Origin of the sequence: Empedobacter sp. R132-2, from assembly GCF_030324375.1 — a bacterium.
GTDB classification, from domain to species: Bacteria; Bacteroidota; Bacteroidia; order Flavobacteriales; family Weeksellaceae; genus Empedobacter; species Empedobacter falsenii_B.
Genome location: NZ_JACAGG010000038.1, coordinates 14,721 through 29,853, shown reverse-complemented (window position 1 = coordinate 29,853; position 15,133 = coordinate 14,721). Strand labels below are relative to the sequence as shown.

At 31.0% G+C, this 15,133-nt stretch carries 15 protein-coding genes; 8 read left to right on the top strand and 7 right to left on the bottom strand.

Annotated features, from left to right (window positions below):
• Positions 1 to 147: 147 nt before the first annotated feature.
• The 3 genes from HXZ69_RS13420 to HXZ69_RS13410 all read right to left on the bottom strand — a co-directional run bounded on the left by HXZ69_RS13420 (position 148) and on the right by HXZ69_RS13410 (position 2,769).
• Positions 148 to 783, bottom strand: coding sequence for a carbonic anhydrase (locus tag HXZ69_RS13420; RefSeq protein WP_286496275.1), 636 nt, complete (start codon positions 781 to 783; stop codon positions 148 to 150).
• Positions 784 to 829: 46 nt separating this feature from the next.
• Entirely contained in the window at positions 830 to 2,374 is a 1,545-nt protein-coding gene (locus tag HXZ69_RS13415; RefSeq protein ID WP_038333625.1) for a SulP family inorganic anion transporter, read from the bottom strand.
• A gap of 104 nt (positions 2,375 to 2,478) precedes the next feature.
• Entirely contained in the window at positions 2,479 to 2,769 is a 291-nt protein-coding gene (locus tag HXZ69_RS13410) for a hypothetical protein (protein ID WP_280049760.1), read from the bottom strand.
• Positions 2,770 to 3,027: 258 nt separating this feature from the next.
• Between HXZ69_RS13410 and HXZ69_RS13405 the strand changes: the two genes are divergently transcribed.
• The 5 genes from HXZ69_RS13405 (at position 3,028) to HXZ69_RS13385 (ending at position 9,598) form a co-directional block, all read left to right on the top strand.
• Entirely contained in the window at positions 3,028 to 3,867 is an 840-nt protein-coding gene (locus HXZ69_RS13405) for a hypothetical protein (RefSeq protein ID WP_236688191.1), read from the top strand.
• 184 nt (positions 3,868 to 4,051) lie between these two features.
• Positions 4,052 to 5,938, top strand: a complete 1,887-nt coding sequence (locus HXZ69_RS13400; protein ID WP_286496274.1) for a S9 family peptidase — start codon at positions 4,052 to 4,054, stop codon at positions 5,936 to 5,938.
• 177 nt (positions 5,939 to 6,115) lie between these two features.
• The gene (locus tag HXZ69_RS13395; protein ID WP_114999896.1) at positions 6,116 to 6,817 is read left to right on the top strand and encodes a hypothetical protein; all 702 of its coding nucleotides are present in this window, start codon (positions 6,116 to 6,118) and stop codon (positions 6,815 to 6,817) included.
• 60 nt (positions 6,818 to 6,877) lie between these two features.
• Positions 6,878 to 9,040 carry an ATP-binding protein gene (locus HXZ69_RS13390; RefSeq protein ID WP_286496273.1) on the top strand — a complete coding sequence of 721 codons (2,163 nt, stop codon included), beginning with the start codon at positions 6,878 to 6,880 and terminating at the stop codon, positions 9,038 to 9,040.
• A 3-nt stretch (positions 9,041 to 9,043) separates the two neighbouring features.
• Positions 9,044 to 9,598, top strand: a complete 555-nt coding sequence (locus tag HXZ69_RS13385) for a biliverdin-producing heme oxygenase (protein ID WP_286496272.1) — start codon at positions 9,044 to 9,046, stop codon at positions 9,596 to 9,598.
• A 188-nt stretch (positions 9,599 to 9,786) separates the two neighbouring features.
• Here HXZ69_RS13385 and HXZ69_RS13380 read toward each other — a convergent pair whose 3' ends face one another.
• Both HXZ69_RS13380 and HXZ69_RS13375 read right to left on the bottom strand, forming a co-directional pair.
• Positions 9,787 to 10,452, bottom strand: a complete 666-nt coding sequence (locus HXZ69_RS13380) for a DUF2490 domain-containing protein (protein WP_286496271.1) — start codon at positions 10,450 to 10,452, stop codon at positions 9,787 to 9,789.
• A 79-nt stretch (positions 10,453 to 10,531) separates the two neighbouring features.
• Positions 10,532 to 11,554 (bottom strand): LLM class flavin-dependent oxidoreductase, encoded by a 1,023-nt coding sequence (locus tag HXZ69_RS13375; RefSeq protein WP_219035004.1) that lies wholly within the window; start codon positions 11,552 to 11,554, stop codon positions 10,532 to 10,534.
• Positions 11,555 to 11,660: 106 nt separating this feature from the next.
• Between HXZ69_RS13375 and HXZ69_RS13370 the strand changes: the two genes are divergently transcribed.
• Both HXZ69_RS13370 and HXZ69_RS13365 read left to right on the top strand, forming a co-directional pair.
• On the top strand, positions 11,661 to 12,305 hold the full coding sequence (locus tag HXZ69_RS13370; RefSeq protein ID WP_280037384.1) for an MgtC/SapB family protein: 645 nt from the start codon (positions 11,661 to 11,663) through the stop codon (positions 12,303 to 12,305).
• Positions 12,306 to 12,310: 5 nt separating this feature from the next.
• Positions 12,311 to 12,691 (top strand): hypothetical protein, encoded by a 381-nt coding sequence (locus HXZ69_RS13365; protein ID WP_286496269.1) that lies wholly within the window; start codon positions 12,311 to 12,313, stop codon positions 12,689 to 12,691.
• Positions 12,692 to 12,736: 45 nt separating this feature from the next.
• On the opposite strand, the gene HXZ69_RS13360 is transcribed toward HXZ69_RS13365, so the two are convergent.
• Positions 12,737 to 13,318 (bottom strand): MiaE family protein, encoded by a 582-nt coding sequence (locus tag HXZ69_RS13360; RefSeq protein WP_115001228.1) that lies wholly within the window; start codon positions 13,316 to 13,318, stop codon positions 12,737 to 12,739.
• A gap of 70 nt (positions 13,319 to 13,388) precedes the next feature.
• Positions 13,389 to 13,790, bottom strand: coding sequence for a hypothetical protein (locus tag HXZ69_RS13355; protein ID WP_219035005.1), 402 nt, complete (start codon positions 13,788 to 13,790; stop codon positions 13,389 to 13,391).
• A gap of 99 nt (positions 13,791 to 13,889) precedes the next feature.
• Here HXZ69_RS13355 and HXZ69_RS13350 point away from each other — a divergent pair, with 99 nt between their 5' ends.
• Positions 13,890 to 15,131, top strand: coding sequence for a glycosyltransferase (locus HXZ69_RS13350; RefSeq protein ID WP_219035006.1), 1,242 nt, complete (start codon positions 13,890 to 13,892; stop codon positions 15,129 to 15,131).
• The last annotated feature ends 2 nt before the right edge of the window (positions 15,132 to 15,133 follow it).

Here is a 15,133-nt window from a genome sequence, read left to right as displayed (position 1 = left end):
ATAAATTTAATAAAATAAATAAGGTGAGTTACTAAACCCACCTTAATTTATGTTTACACAGTTTTTTGGATATTGCCAATTAAATAACAAAAGCCACTCTGCGAGTGGCTTTTACATTACTAAAAAATATCTAAAGAATTAATTGATTTATAACCAAGTTACAACGCCTGAATCTACACAGTAATTTGCACCTATTATCTTGATTTTCCCTTCTTTTTCTAAGGTGTTCAAGGTTGTACTTTGGTTACGAATATCTTCTATTGTTTGTATAACGTTTTGGTGATTTAATCTTTCTAATAAATCTGCATTTTTAGAAGAACGTTCTTCACCATCTTTTATAATTTCGTCGATAATTGGATTGAAATGATCAACCAAATGACACAAATTATTCATTCCAGTTTTGTGAATTGCTTCAGCATCTAATCCGCCTTTCAAAGCGCCACATTTAGAGTGTCCTAAGACAACAATCAATTTAGAGCCAGCTACATTTGTTCCAAATTCCATCGAACCTAAAATATCTTGATTAACGAAATTACCAGCAATTCGTACACTGAAAATATCTCCTAAACCTTGATCGAAAATAAGTTCCGCAGAAGTACGGCTATCAATACAGCTCAAAACAACCGCAAACGGCCATTGTCCCTCTCTTGTATCATTCACTTGTGAAAGTAAATCTCTGTTCGCTTTTAAATTTTGAACAAATCTTGCATTTCCTTCTTTTAAAAATTCTAATGCTTTTTCTGGAGTTGTCGTTGCTTGAGTTTCTGATGTATGTGCTTTCATTTTATTTAATTTTATTGTGTTTGTTTTAATTTTTATATTTTTCAGATTAATGAGCTCCGGCAACTAATACATAACCAAAAAACTCTCTGAATGATGGGGGATTATCGACTGTTCCACGTTCGGAAATTAGTCGAATATTAATGTTATTATTTTTTGCTTTGACTTTAAATTCATCTAAATATTCAATAATATCATAATCTAAAATTCGTGTTTTACGAACATCTAATTCAAGATTAGAACCAGGTTTCAAACCATCTAATTCTTTTACAATTGCACCGCGGTTTACAAACGTTACCTCTTCAGCAAAATTCATATGGAAAACATTTCCTTCTTTCACCAACATTACGTGCGAGTTATTGTACGATTTGATTAACGAAACTACCACACCAACAATAAGACCAATAATGATACCTTTTAATAAATCTGTTGCCAAAATTGCAATAACTGTTACTGCGAATGGAATTAACTGATCTTTTCCTAATTTTTTCATGTCCAAGAATTGTTTCGGATTACCTAATTTGTATCCAATAACCAATAGGATAGAGGCTAAAACCGCATTTGGAATTAAATTTAAAAACATTGGAATAGAAATTACACTTACTAATAATAAAACACCGTGTGTAATTGTCGAAAGTTTTGTAAGTCCGCCACTCATTGCATTTGCAGATGAACGTACAATAACTTGCGTAACAGGTAAACCTCCTATTAAACCAGCTAAAGAGTTTCCGACACCTTGTGCAATCAATTCTCGATTTGTAGGTGTTTGACGCTTTAAAGGATCTAATTTATCAGTTGCTTCTACAGATAATAAAGTCTCTAATGATGCTACAATTGCGATGGTAAATGCCACTTGCCAAACCATAGGATTTGTTAATCCAGAGGCAAAATCAGGCATAGTAAATTGTCCTAAGAAATCTGAAACACTTTCAGGAACAGGAACTTTTACTAATAAATTGTGATCGATAGAAAATACTTCGTGGTTAGTATCACCAATTGTAACTTGGTACAAAATACCCACTAATACAGCTACTAATGATCCTGGTAATAATTTGAAAAAGTTTGATTTTTTTCCTAAAATATTGTCCCAAACAATCAAGATAAATAAAGAGATTGCTGTAATAATAATCGCTCCTGGCGTGATAAAATCTAAACTAAAATTACTAAAACTAAATGTTTCTGTATAGCCTAACGCTAAGGGAATTTGTTTCAAGAAAATTGAAATACCAATGGCACACAACATTCCTTTAATCACCGAAGATGGAAAATAATAACCAATAACTCCGGCTTTTAGAATACCTAGTAATATCTGAAAAATTCCGGCGATAACAACCGCCACTAAAAATAGTTCGTAAGCACCCAAATCTGTAATAGCAGTTAAAACAATAACGACCAAACCAGCCGCTGGACCAGAAACACCAATTTGAGATTTAGAAATAAGACCAACAACAATTCCTCCTACAATTCCCGCAATAATTCCGGCAAATAAAGGCGCACCACTGGCCAACGCAACACCTAAACATAAAGGCAATGCAACGAAAAAGACAACAATACTCGCAGGTATGTCCTTTTTCCAATTTTGAAAAAGATTCATAATAGTTTTAAAATGAATTATTTAATAATTTGAAATGATAAAAATAAATTTGCTGTTCCATTCAATAGATTTGAATAGAATGATGCAAAAAATCAATTAAAAAATTAAACTAATTCTGGAGGTGGAGTTGTCACACCATTGTCTAAAGACGCATATGCATTAGAATGATGAAAATCCGAATGTGTAGTTTGTTTCACATTAAAAAATGTAAACAATTTTATTTCGTGGAAATAATGTATTTTTTCTGTGATTTCGCTCGAAGAATTTTTCTGATTATTTTCTTCTTCAGTTGAAGTTTGAGAAAACAAAGCTTTTTGATCATTGTCAGAAGAATCTTTTTTGTCTTGTTGCTCCATTCTCATCTGATAATCTACATAACCCGCCAACCCTTGCATGTTCGTACTGAACACCAAAAGAAGCGTGAAAAAAATTCCAATGCTATGTTTTATCAGGTAGTCTTTCATTATGTCACAAAAATATATTTTAATTTTTAATTACAAAATAGAGAACATCATTTTTAATAAATATTTATCATTTTATTTTATGACGCTTAACAATGTTTATTGATTTTAAATATTGTCTAGATATAAAATTGATATCATAAATCATTTTTACTCAATTTTTTTAAGAATAAATTTGCAAAAAGTTAAATTTTGAGAAAGTATATAAGTGTAATGTTTTTAGTTGCTTTGGTTGCAACTACTTTCGGGCAAGGAAAAAATAATAAAGGTAAATTTTATGTTTATTGGGGTTGGAATCACGCGCAGTATACAAAATCAGATATTCAGTTCAAAGGAGATGGATACGATTTTACATTAGATAATGTAGCAGCTCATGACCGTCAAACTTCTTTTGGAATCAAGTATTTCAATCCAAGTTCTATGACGATTCCGCAATATAACTTCCGTTTAGGTTACTTTGTTTCGGATAATTGGAATATCTCTTTTGGGATTGATCACATGAAATATGTGATGGATCAAGACCAAGTTGTAAAAATGAATGGTCACATCAATACAGGTTCAGATTACGATGGAACATATAATAATGTTGATCAAAAATTAACAGAAGATTTCTTAACATTTGAACATACAGATGGTTTGAACTATGCTAATTTAGAGGTTCGTCGTTTTGATAATATTCAACATTTTCCAATTACAAAAAACGGAAAAGGAATCGATGTTAACGTAACAGCTGGTTTGGGAGCAGGGATTTTATATCCACGTTCTAACGTAAAATTGATGGGTAACGAACGTTATGATGAGTTTCACTTAGCAGGTTTTGCTACAGCTGCAATGGTTGGGATCAACTTTACTTTTTGGGATTATTTCTTTGTACAAGCCGAATTAAAAGGTGGATATGCTAATTTGAGTGATATTCGTACAACTGCAAACAAAGCGGATAAAGCAAAACAGGATATTGTATTCTCTCAACAAAATTTAGTTTTTGGAGCAATTATTCCAGTTTTTACTCATAAAAATAAGTTAAACTTTTAATTAAGTGGTTTAATATAAAATATATAGCCTAAATTTAAGAATCGATTAGACGATTTGAAAAAATTATTAGCGGAGACATCATTTAAGTACAATTTGTACTGGATGATGTCTTTTTTTATTTATAAATTTTACCTTTCTCCATAAAGAATTGTTACTTTTACAATTATTTAGATTTGAAATTAACATGAATAGATTTTCTGTATTAGTCGCAAGTATCTTGATATCGACAACAGCAATGGGACAAAAAGTAATGACGCCAGAACTTCTTTGGCAAGTAAAAAAAGTAGCTCCAGTTGGAGTAACGAAAGATCAAAAATATCTGATTTACAAAGTAACTTCTACTAACGTAAAAACACAAGAAGACACATCGAAAACGTATATGATTTCGTTGGCAGGAGGAAAAGCTTCGGAAATCGAAGATTATAAAACGCTTTTGGCTGATGAATCGTTGAATAAATCTCAACAATATAAAGCAGAAACTGATAAAGTTAAATTACAAAAGGTTTTTGGTTCTGATTATTATCCAGAAATGGATAAATCAAATGTGCAGATTTATAACGAATTAAATTACAGACATTGGGATACTTGGAATGATGGTAATTACGATCATTTATTTGTATCAGAAAATAAAGAAGGTTCGACTAAAATTGATGTTTTAAAAGACGAACCATATTCAGTTTCAGAATTTGTTTGGACGCCAGATGGAACAAAAGTTTTGTATGTTTCTAAGAAGAAATTCGGAACAGATTACGCATTAAGCACAAATACAGATATTTATCAATATGATTTAGCAACGAAAACGACGAAAAATATCACAGAAGGAAAAATGGGTTATGACAATACACCAAGTTTTTCTTCTCAAGGAGATTTTGCGTTTTTGAGCATGGAGCGCGATGGTTACGAGGCAGATAAAAATGACTTAATCGTTCGTCGTGGTGATATCGAAATGAATATTACAAAACATTGGGATGGAACCGTACAAGGTTATAAATGGAGCAATGATGGTAACAAAATTTATTTCAATGCGCCAGTAGGAGGAACAATTCAATTATTTGAGGTTGATGTAAACTTCAAAATGAGAAAAATGCCTTTTATCAAACAAATTACAAAAGGTGATTTTGACATTGCAGACATCAAAGAAATTGTTGGTAATAAAGCAATTGTTACAAAAACAGATATCAATCACGCTGCAGAAATTTATGTAGTTGATTTAAAATCTGGAGCATTAACGCAATTAACAAACGAAAACAAAGACATCTTCGATAACATTGCGTTGAGTGATGTAAAAGCACGTAAAATTAAAACTACAGACGGAAAAGAAATGCATGCGTGGGTAATTTATCCGCCAAATTTCGATCCGAATAAAAAATACCCAACTTTATTATATTGTCAAGGTGGACCACAATCTGCTTTAACTCAATTTTATTCTCCTCGTTGGAATTTTCAATTAATGGCAGCGCAAGGGTATATTGTAATTGCACCAAACCGTCGTGGAATGCCAGGTCATGGAGTAGAGTGGAATGAGCAAATCTCGAAAGATTGGGGAGGACAAGTAATGCAAGATTATTTGGCTGCGATTGATGATATTTCGAAAGAATCTTATGTAGATAAAGATCGTCGTGGTGCTGTTGGTGCATCTTACGGAGGATATTCTGTTTATTATTTAGCAGGTATTCACGAAGGTCGTTTCAAATCTTTTATTGCACATAATGGTGTTTTCGATTTGAAATCGATGTACGGAACTACAGAAGAAATTTTCTTTACAAACTGGGATGCTGGTGGAGCTTGGTGGGAAACAAATAACAAAGCTGCGCAAAAAACGTATTCTAAATTTGATCCAAGTAGTACAGAATTAGTAAATAAATGGAATACGCCAATGTTAATTTATGTTGGAGGTCACGATTATCGCGTGCCAATGGGACAAGGACAAGAGGCTTATCAAATTTTACAATTGAAAGGAATCAAATCTCGTTTCATTTATTTCCCTGAAGAAAATCATTGGGTGTTAAAACCACAAAATTCTGTGATTTGGCATACAGAATTTTTCAAGTGGTTAAAAGAAACCTTGTAATTAAATTGATTTATAAATCATAACTATAATTTAAAAGTGCAATTTCTATAGAAATTGCACTTTTTTTATTTCTTTGAAAATCAATGACAATATCTAATAAACGAACCAATTATTTTTTAAAATTTTGTAGAGTAGAATAATCGTTGTAAATTCAAAACATAAGTCAAAACCCAATTTATGAGTAAGGATAATAACAAAATATATTTTTCGAATAGCCCATTTACAAACGGACACAAAGTAATAGATTTTGTTTGGAGTGCTCGCCTTGATGAAAATTTTGACCTTTGGATGGATCTTCATTTAGAGTCAGATAATTATGACGAAGAAGAAGAATATAAAGATGATTTGGATGAAATAGATGACATTTCTGAAGAGAATGCCGAAAAGCAACTTTGGATTAATTATGATCACGCAATTATCTCAAGTACATATTGGAACAATAAAGGAATAAAGATCGAAAATGATGCGCAATTAGATTTTAATCAACTCAATAAAAAAACATTCGAAATTGATCCTCTTCCAGTAAATCTTGACGAGTCAGAAAATCTTGCTTTTGGTATTTCGATGTTAGGAAATGACACGGTTGCTCAGCACGAAATTACGTTTTTAGACACAGAAGAATTTGGTGTTTTTGACATCAAATGGAAAGGAAAAATTGCCAATACATATTTGGGAGAAACCGATTTTGATTACGATTTTTATGTCTACATGAAGAACATAAAATTCAACGGAATCAAGGTTCATCCATCGTTAGAAAAAGAAAAAGTTACAGCGTTTTTTGAGAATCGTTTAACTCATTTTAATGATTTCGAATTAGTGGATACCGACGAATTAGAGTTGGAAAATTATATTCTGAAAATTAAAAGACAAGAAGAGTAAAATAATTTTAAATTACTTCGATTTTTATATTAATTTTATTATACTCTAAGCACCCATTATATGATCAACCAAATCATCAAAAATTGTGAAGACGAAGAAATTCAGTTTCTCAACGAAATTCAACCTTTTGGCTATTTGATCGGAATTCATAAAAATTCGCATCAAATTGAATTTTATTCTCAAAATATTGATGAATTATTTCAAATTTCGGCAGAAAATGTTTTAAATCAAGACATCAATCAACTTTATAATTTTGAGCTTGATTTTGACGAAGTTTTGAATTTAGATCAAGGCGAATTTTGTAGAACTCACCTAAAAATTAATTCGAAAACATATCATTTAACTTCTTATCATTTTGATGAGCTGATTTATTTGGAGTTGGAAGAATTGATTATTTTAGAAAACAGATTAGCTTATTATAATTTTTCGGAACAAATTCTTTATTCCAAATCGATAGACGCAACTTGGGATAGGTTGATTTCATCTATAAAAAAATTAATTAATTACGACAGAGTCATGTTGTATAAGTTTTTGGAGGATGGAAGTGGAGTCGTAATTGCGGAAGAAATTGATAATGGATTAGACTCTTATTTGGGCTTACGATTTCCAGAATTTGATATTCCCAAACAAGCGCGCCAATTGTATTTAGAGAAAAAAAGTCGTTTGGTAGCAGATGTTAACAGCAATAGAATTTCTTTAATTGCGACGAATCATCAAAAAATAAACTTGATGTACTCTTCTGTTAGAGCACTTTCCCCGATACATCTACAATATTTACGCAATGCAAATTGTGCTGCAAGTTTCTCTATTTCTATTGTGATTAATGAAAAATTGTGGGGAATTGTAGCGTGTCAGAATTCTGAACCAAAATTTATTCCAAATCAGGTTCGTTTGCAAACCGAACTTTTGACGCGTCAAGCTAGATTAACTTACGTAAATTTTAAAGCAACTGAACGATTAAAGTTTCAAAATTATTTTAATGAAACTGCAATCAAGCTGAAAGAAAATCTTTTAACAGAAGAGAATCTTCAGCAATCAATGAACAATAATTTAAAAGAGGTTCTTAACCTTACAAAGGCAAATGGAATTGCATTGGTTAATTTTGATGATGTTTTTGTGGAAGGAGAAACACCAGATAAACATGAGATTTTACGTATAAAAGAGTGGGCATTTAAAAGAAACTCGGCACGTTTATTCACTTCAAATACTTTTTATTTAGATTATGGACAAGAACTTAATCTTAGTCCAAATTCGGCAGGAGTAATGTTTTGTTTTCTAAATCAAACGTACGAACATTTTATTATTTGGTTCAAAAAAGAACAAGTTCAAACTCTAAATTGGGCTGGAGAACCTAATAAAATAAAACATGTAGATGAAATACTTAGTTTTTCGCCTCGAACTTCTTTCAAGATTTGGCAAGAAAATATTAAGAATAAATCATTTATTTGGTTAGATAAAGAAAAATATGTTGCCAAAGAAGTAATAAAGTTAATTATAGAAACACTTCATTTACAATCATTCAAAATTCATAGTTTATATGAGCAATTAAAGGAAATAAATGACGAATTAGACTCATTTTCGTATACTGTTTCTCACGATTTACGTACACCTTTATCAGTGATGAAATTGAATTGTCAAATGATTCAGCGTACGTTAGAACATGACGAAATTAAAAGTGATCGATTAAAAAGTGTTATAGATGAAATAGATCGAATGACGCAAATGATGCAAGATCTTTTGGCGCTGAGTAAAGCAAAAAAATCTGAAATTGTTTTGTCTATAATCGAAACCAAGCCAATTATAGAGAAGATTGTGCACGATGTTTTATTGTATTATAAAACTAATGATACACAAGTTGTTATAGAAGAAGTGCATAATGTTTTGGGAGATAAAACAATGTTTTATGAGGTTTTTTTGAATATTATTGGAAATGCAATAAAATATTCTTCCCAAGCAGAACATCCAATCATAAAAATATGGTCCGAATTGAATGAGGAGGAGGTTATTTTTAAAGTAAAAGATAACGGAATCGGAATAAAACAGGAAGATTACAACAAGATGTTCAAGCTATTTAGCAGAATGTCTAACACAGGAAATATCTCTGGAAATGGTGTAGGGCTTTCTATTGCGCACAGAATGATGGATAGAATGAATGGTGGTATATCTTTTGAAAGTAAAGTAGGAGAAGGAACAACTTTTATATTAACATTTAAAAAAATCTAACGAATGCTATCTGATTATTTAAAAGAAAAAACAGCGGTTTATCACAAAGAAATTGAAGATAAATTAGAATCGAATAAATTGTTTAACAGCACATTTACAGATAAAAATTATTATAAAATGTTGCAGGTTAATCATATTTTTCTAAAATCGTATGAAGATTCTATTAAAGAATTTTTGAATGAAAAAGACTTAGAAAATTTAGCCTTAACAAAACTCAATAAATTGTCTTTGATTGAACAAGATATCAATGAGTTAGGTTTAGAAGAATTGAATGTACCAAAACAATTCGAGCTTCGAAATAGAGCCGAAGCAATTGGAGCTTTGTATGTGATAGAAGGTTCTATGCTTGGCGGAAATGTAATTGCAAAAACACTGAAAAAGTATCCTTTTTTAGAGAATAAAAGTTTCAATTATTTTGGACATTACGGCGAAAACCTTGGTCAAATCTGGAAAACTTTTATTGGTTATATTAATCAAGAATTTACAACTGAAGAAGAGCAACAACAAGTTTTTGAAGGGGCAAAAAAAGCCTACGAAGATTTGATAAGTTTTGCTTAGAAAAAATATTTTTAAATAAGACCTCTTTAGTTTCGACTAAAGAGGTCTTATTTTTTTATGAAGTAATTAAAATTATTGATTAGATTAATTATATTAGTAATTAATAAAAATAGTGCATTTTACTTTTGTTTTTCCATTTAGCTTGACTTTCATATAATCAAGTGTAAATTATCCTAACCAAGATAAGACTATTTTATCAGATTATTAACTGTCAATCCAATCATCAAATGATCGGTATGAGATGCTTTAAGACTTTGTAACATATAACCAGCTTCTAAACTAAAAGTTGGCGAAATAACGTAACCAAAGCTTAAACCAAGTCGATTTCTATCAAACGTTTTATCTTTTACAGCTTGTAGAAAAATCTCATCATACGCTTTCAAATACCACGTGTTTTCGATTAATTTGGCATTATTTAGCGGAACAGTTGCAGTCAATTGATAACGAAATCTAAATTGTGTATCATTTTCTAAAAAGCGTTCTTCGACACGAAAGCGATGCGCGAAATTAAAACGTTGTAAAGCATGTTTTGTATTGAATTGTTGATACAAACGATGTTCGTGACTATGAGCATAATCGTCTGTAGCAGTAGGAGTTCTGTTTTGAATGTAGGCGTAACCAGCTAAAATTGTATTGTTATTTTCGGTTAAGTTGTAACCAATTCCTCCACGAATCAAAAGTTGTTGTAACTGATCTAAATCTTCGTACGAACGATATTGTATATCCGACTGAAAATTAAAATCTTTATTGATTTTTTGATTGATATTTAAGGTATTCCAAGTTCTAAAATTACTTTCTTGTGCATGCACACCGAAGTTGGCTAAAACAATAAAACAGGCTAATATTTTCTTCATTCATTCAATTTTAACGAAAAATAAAAAAAGACACGAAAACGAATCGTGTCTTTTGTCATTATAAATTAAATTTATTTTGTTACATTTTCACTTTTGGTAGAATATCTTTTCCAAAAATTTCGATAGATTTCATCATATCCAAGTGATTTGGCGCTCCCACGTCCATGTGTGCAGAAAAACGAGTTAAACCAAACATTTCCTGATATTTCAAAATACGATCAACCGCTAAAGAAGCGTCTCCAACAATCAAATGTCCATTTGTAGAACGTCCATAGTCAAACTGTGGTTTTGTATATTTTGGCCAACCTCTACTTGCTCCAATTCTATTCATTTGTGCACCATAAATTGGAAAATATTCTTCTGCAATTTTTTCGCTATCTTCTCCAAAAAAAGAGTGCATGTGAACGCCAATTTGCATCGTTTTAATATCATGACCATTTTCGATATAAACTTGTTTATAAATTTCGAACAGATAGTTAAAATCAGCAGGATTGCCTCCAATAATCGCGAAAATAATAGGTAAACCTAATGTTGCAGCACGTACAATTGATGATTTTGTTCCGCCAACAGCAATCCAAATAGGTAGTTTTTCTTGCACAGGCTTTGGATAAACACTTTGATTAATAATTGGCATTCTAAATTTTCCGCGCCAATTGATTACTTCGTTTTTATTTAAATCTAAAAGTAAACGAAGTTTTTCATCAAAAAGAGCATCGTAATCGTTTAAATCATAACCGAAAAGAGGAAAAGATTCGATGAATGAACCGCGTCCAGCCATAATTTCAGCACGACCATTCGATAAATTGTCAACACTAGCAAAATCTTGATACAACTTTACGGGATCTGTAGAACTGATGACAGAAACGGCACTTCCCAACTTAATATTTTTTGTAACTGTAGACAAAGCAGCCAAAATAATTTCTGGAGAAGAAACTGCGTAATCAGGACGATGATGTTCTCCAATTCCAAAGAAATCTAATCCAATTTCGTCCATTAATTTTACTTCTTCTATAATCTCACTCATACGTTGTTGAGGAGTTTGTGTATAACCAGTTTTAGGATCAATATGTAGATCGCCAAACATTCCTATTCCTAATTCCATACTATTTTAGATTTAGTCAAATTTACGTATAGAATTTTAGATTTAAATTGATATAGGATAGTTAATAAAAGATCAAATTTGTATATTTAATGTTATATATTCTGTTATGGAAGAATTTTTAGCGAAATCGATTCAAAATGAATTGATTTTAATTTGTATATCGATTATAATTGGCGTTTTGATCGGTACGGAAAGAGAATATCGCAACAAATCTGCCGGTTTACGAACATTCATTTTAGTTAGTTTTGGTTCCTGTTTGTTTACAATTCTTTCGATCCGAATTGGAGTAGGAAATCCTGATCGATTGGCTGCAAATATCATTACGGGAATTGGATTTTTAGGAGCCGGAGTAATTTTTAAGGACGATAATAAAGTTGCAGGGATTACGACCGCAACTACTATTTGGGCGACTGCATCGTTGGGAATGTGTATTGGAGCGGGGTATGTTTATTTAGGTTTATTGGGAAGTGTTATCGTTTTGATTATTTTGGTTGGATTAACTTATCTTCAAAATTATATTGATGATTACCATAAAATTAAATATTATACAATTCTGACAAAGTCGAAAGAGGAATATGAATATTGTCAAACATTATTTAAAAAATTTGATTTAAAATTTTCGGTTGCTAAGCAACATGCTACAGATGGAAATGTTTCTACAACTTGGTTGGTTAGAGGTAAAAGTAAACAACATAAAATGTTGATGAAGCAATTATTAGATGATAAAATTATAAAAACCTATCAATTTTAATTAGCATGAAAAACCTAACAGATGACAAAAATATTTGGTTAGATGAACCGGAAGATCACGATTTTCCTGCTGCGCAAGATTATTTGGAATTAATTTTTAAGCCTGAAATAGCTACTTCACTTACAAATAAATTATCGAAAGCCGAAACAATCATCAAGAAATCCAAAGATATTTTTAGAGCGAGTAAATTGAGTTTGCTTCCTTTGGAAAATAGACATGTTCAAGAGAATTTCAAAAAAATAAAAGCAAATAAAAAGCTTTCTCCAATTTTGTTGGTAAGATCTGCGAACGAATTAATCATTGCAGATGGTTATCATCGCTTGTGTTGTAGTTATTATTTGACGGAAGATTTGGACGTTCCTTGTCGATTGATTTATGTCGAATAAAAAAGTGAAATCAAATCTTGATTTCACTTTTTTATTATCTAAATTCTATCCGTGTATAGCTTCTTTATTTCCGTAAGATTGAATCAAATTTCCTTCAAAATCCAACCATTCTTTCCAACGTTTGTCCACATCAACATCAGTTGAAAGTTTTCGAGCAAAATTTAAGAAAGTTGTGTAATGATTCGCTTCCGAAACCATCAAATCATAGTAAAACTTTGCTAATTCTTCGTCGTTTATATTTTGAGATAATGTTCTGAAACGCTCACAACTTCTTGCTTCAATCATCGCTGCAAATAATAGACGATCAACAAAAGCCATATTTCGAGAACCATCTTTTTTACAAAATTTCATCAATTGACCAACATAATCATCTTTTCGCTCGCGACCTAATTTGTATCCACGACGCTCGATAATTTCTACAACCATTTTGAAATGTTGCATTTCTTCGATTGCAATATCCGACATTTCCTGAATAAATTCGTCATGTTCAGAATTATACGCAATCATGGTAATCGCGTTTGTCGCCGCTTTTTGTTCACACCACGCATGATCTGTTAAAATTTCTTCTAAATTTCTTTCCGCAATATCAGCCCAACGTGGGTCTGTCAAAAGTTTTAATCCAAGCATTTTTCGAAAAATATTAAGTCCAAATTTACGAAATTATATTGTTTAAAGATTGAATGTGAAAAATCGTCTATTAAATGATTTTCTTTTCAATCATTTCTAATATCACATCCGATGCATGTTTGAAAGTTGGTGCTTGTTCCGTCAAACTTGCTGCATTTTTTTTGTTCACTTTAAAAATCAAATCTTTTTCAGTTGTAAATAATAAAGCATTTGTAAATGGATTTTTGATGTAAGAACTCAAAATTAAAAAAGTCTGTTCAACACTATGAAATTGCTCAACTTCTTCGGTTTTATAACGAAATGTGAAGGCAAAATTGTACTCATTATTTTCTAAAAGATGTAAACGAACAAATATATTTTTAAGATCAGTATCTCCAATAGTTTTGGCCATTGTAAGTTTTGCAAAAGTTCCTTCTTTGATACTTGATTTTACTTGCCCGAAAAATTCTTCAAAAACAGTTTGATAAGACATTTTATATAATTTTAGCTGCAAATTTACATTAAAATAAGCCAAATTGGGTGTATAATATTTAATCTTCCAATTAAGAAACAGAAAGTGTAATTTTGTGGGATGAAAAAACTTTTAATCATTGGTCAAGTTTGGCCAGAACCAACTTCTTCTGCGGCAGGAACTCGAATGATTCAGTTAATTGATTGTTTCCAAAAAGCTGAATTTGAGATAACTTTTGCCTGCGCTGCTTCAAAATCTGATTATAGTTTTGATTTGATTTTGAAAGGAATAAAAGAAGTTGTAATTCAGTTAAATGATGAAAGTTTTGATAATTTTATTAAACAATTAAATCCTGAAATTGTTCTTTTTGATCGTTTTATGATTGAAGAACAATATGGTTGGCGAGTTTCGAAAGAATGTCCAAATGCATTGAAAATTTTGGACACAGAAGATTTACATTTTCTACGAAATGCGCGACAAGAAGCAGCTAAAAAAGGAATAGAATTTACAGAAGATTTATTGTTTTCTGATTTAGCAAAACGAGAAATAGCGTCTATTTTACGCTGTGATTTATCGTTGATGATTTCGAAAAAGGAAATAGAAATTCTACAAAATCAATTTAAAATTGATGAAAAAATCTTGTATTATTTGCCTTTTTTAGAAAATGAAATTACAGAAGAAAAAATTAATTCTTGGAAAAGTTTTGAAGAAAGAGAATATTTTATGTTTATCGGAAATTTTATTCATGAACCTAATTTTAATTGTGTTCAGACCTTAAAAAAAGAAATTTGGCCAATTTTGAGAAAGAAACTTCCGAAAGCTGAATTACATATTTATGGTGCTTATGCAACGCAAAAAGTTTTGCAATTAAATAATCCTTCCGAACGATTTTTGATCAAAAGTAGAGCAGAAAATGCGCAAGAAACGATGTCAAATTACAAAGTTTTGTTGGCGCCGATTAATTTTGGCGCTGGTGTAAAAGGAAAGTTTGTGGATGCAATGCAAACTGGAACTCCTTCGGTTACGACTACGATTGGAGCAGAAGCAATGAAAGATAATTTTGATTGGAATGGTTTTGTAGAAGATGATTTTGAAGCGTTTGTGGAGAAAGCTATTTTGCTTTACAATAATGAGAAAGAGTGGGAAATTGCTCAACAAAATGGAATCAAAATTCTGAACGAGAATTACAATAAAAATAAATTTGAAGCTGATTTTTTAGAGAAAATTAAATCGATTGAAGCAAATTTAATCCAACATCGAAATCAAAATTTTATTGGTCAAATTTTGCAACATCATCATCATCAAAGTACAAAATATATGTCACTTTGGATTGAACAGAAAAACAAAAACCTTTCGAAATAGGG

Coding starts and splice junctions, on each gene's coding strand:
- HXZ69_RS13395 (WP_114999896.1), top strand. CDS start 6,116: ATGAGTAAGGATAATAACAAAATATATTTTTCGAATAGCCCATTTACA.
- HXZ69_RS13410 (WP_280049760.1), bottom strand. CDS start 2,769: ATGCAAGGGTTGGCGGGTTATGTAGATTATCAGATGAGAATGGAGCAA.
- HXZ69_RS13420 (WP_286496275.1), bottom strand. CDS start 783: ATGAAAGCACATACATCAGAAACTCAAGCAACGACAACTCCAGAAAAA.
- HXZ69_RS13385 (WP_286496272.1), top strand. CDS start 9,044: ATGCTATCTGATTATTTAAAAGAAAAAACAGCGGTTTATCACAAAGAA.
- HXZ69_RS13365 (WP_286496269.1), top strand. CDS start 12,311: ATGAAAAACCTAACAGATGACAAAAATATTTGGTTAGATGAACCGGAA.
- HXZ69_RS13375 (WP_219035004.1), bottom strand. CDS start 11,554: ATGGAATTAGGAATAGGAATGTTTGGCGATCTACATATTGATCCTAAA.
- HXZ69_RS13380 (WP_286496271.1), bottom strand. CDS start 10,452: ATGAAGAAAATATTAGCCTGTTTTATTGTTTTAGCCAACTTCGGTGTG.
- HXZ69_RS13370 (WP_280037384.1), top strand. CDS start 11,661: ATGGAAGAATTTTTAGCGAAATCGATTCAAAATGAATTGATTTTAATT.
- HXZ69_RS13415 (WP_038333625.1), bottom strand. CDS start 2,374: ATGAATCTTTTTCAAAATTGGAAAAAGGACATACCTGCGAGTATTGTT.
- HXZ69_RS13390 (WP_286496273.1), top strand. CDS start 6,878: ATGATCAACCAAATCATCAAAAATTGTGAAGACGAAGAAATTCAGTTT.
- HXZ69_RS13400 (WP_286496274.1), top strand. CDS start 4,052: ATGAATAGATTTTCTGTATTAGTCGCAAGTATCTTGATATCGACAACA.
- HXZ69_RS13350 (WP_219035006.1), top strand. CDS start 13,890: ATGAAAAAACTTTTAATCATTGGTCAAGTTTGGCCAGAACCAACTTCT.
- HXZ69_RS13355 (WP_219035005.1), bottom strand. CDS start 13,790: ATGTCTTATCAAACTGTTTTTGAAGAATTTTTCGGGCAAGTAAAATCA.
- HXZ69_RS13360 (WP_115001228.1), bottom strand. CDS start 13,318: ATGCTTGGATTAAAACTTTTGACAGACCCACGTTGGGCTGATATTGCG.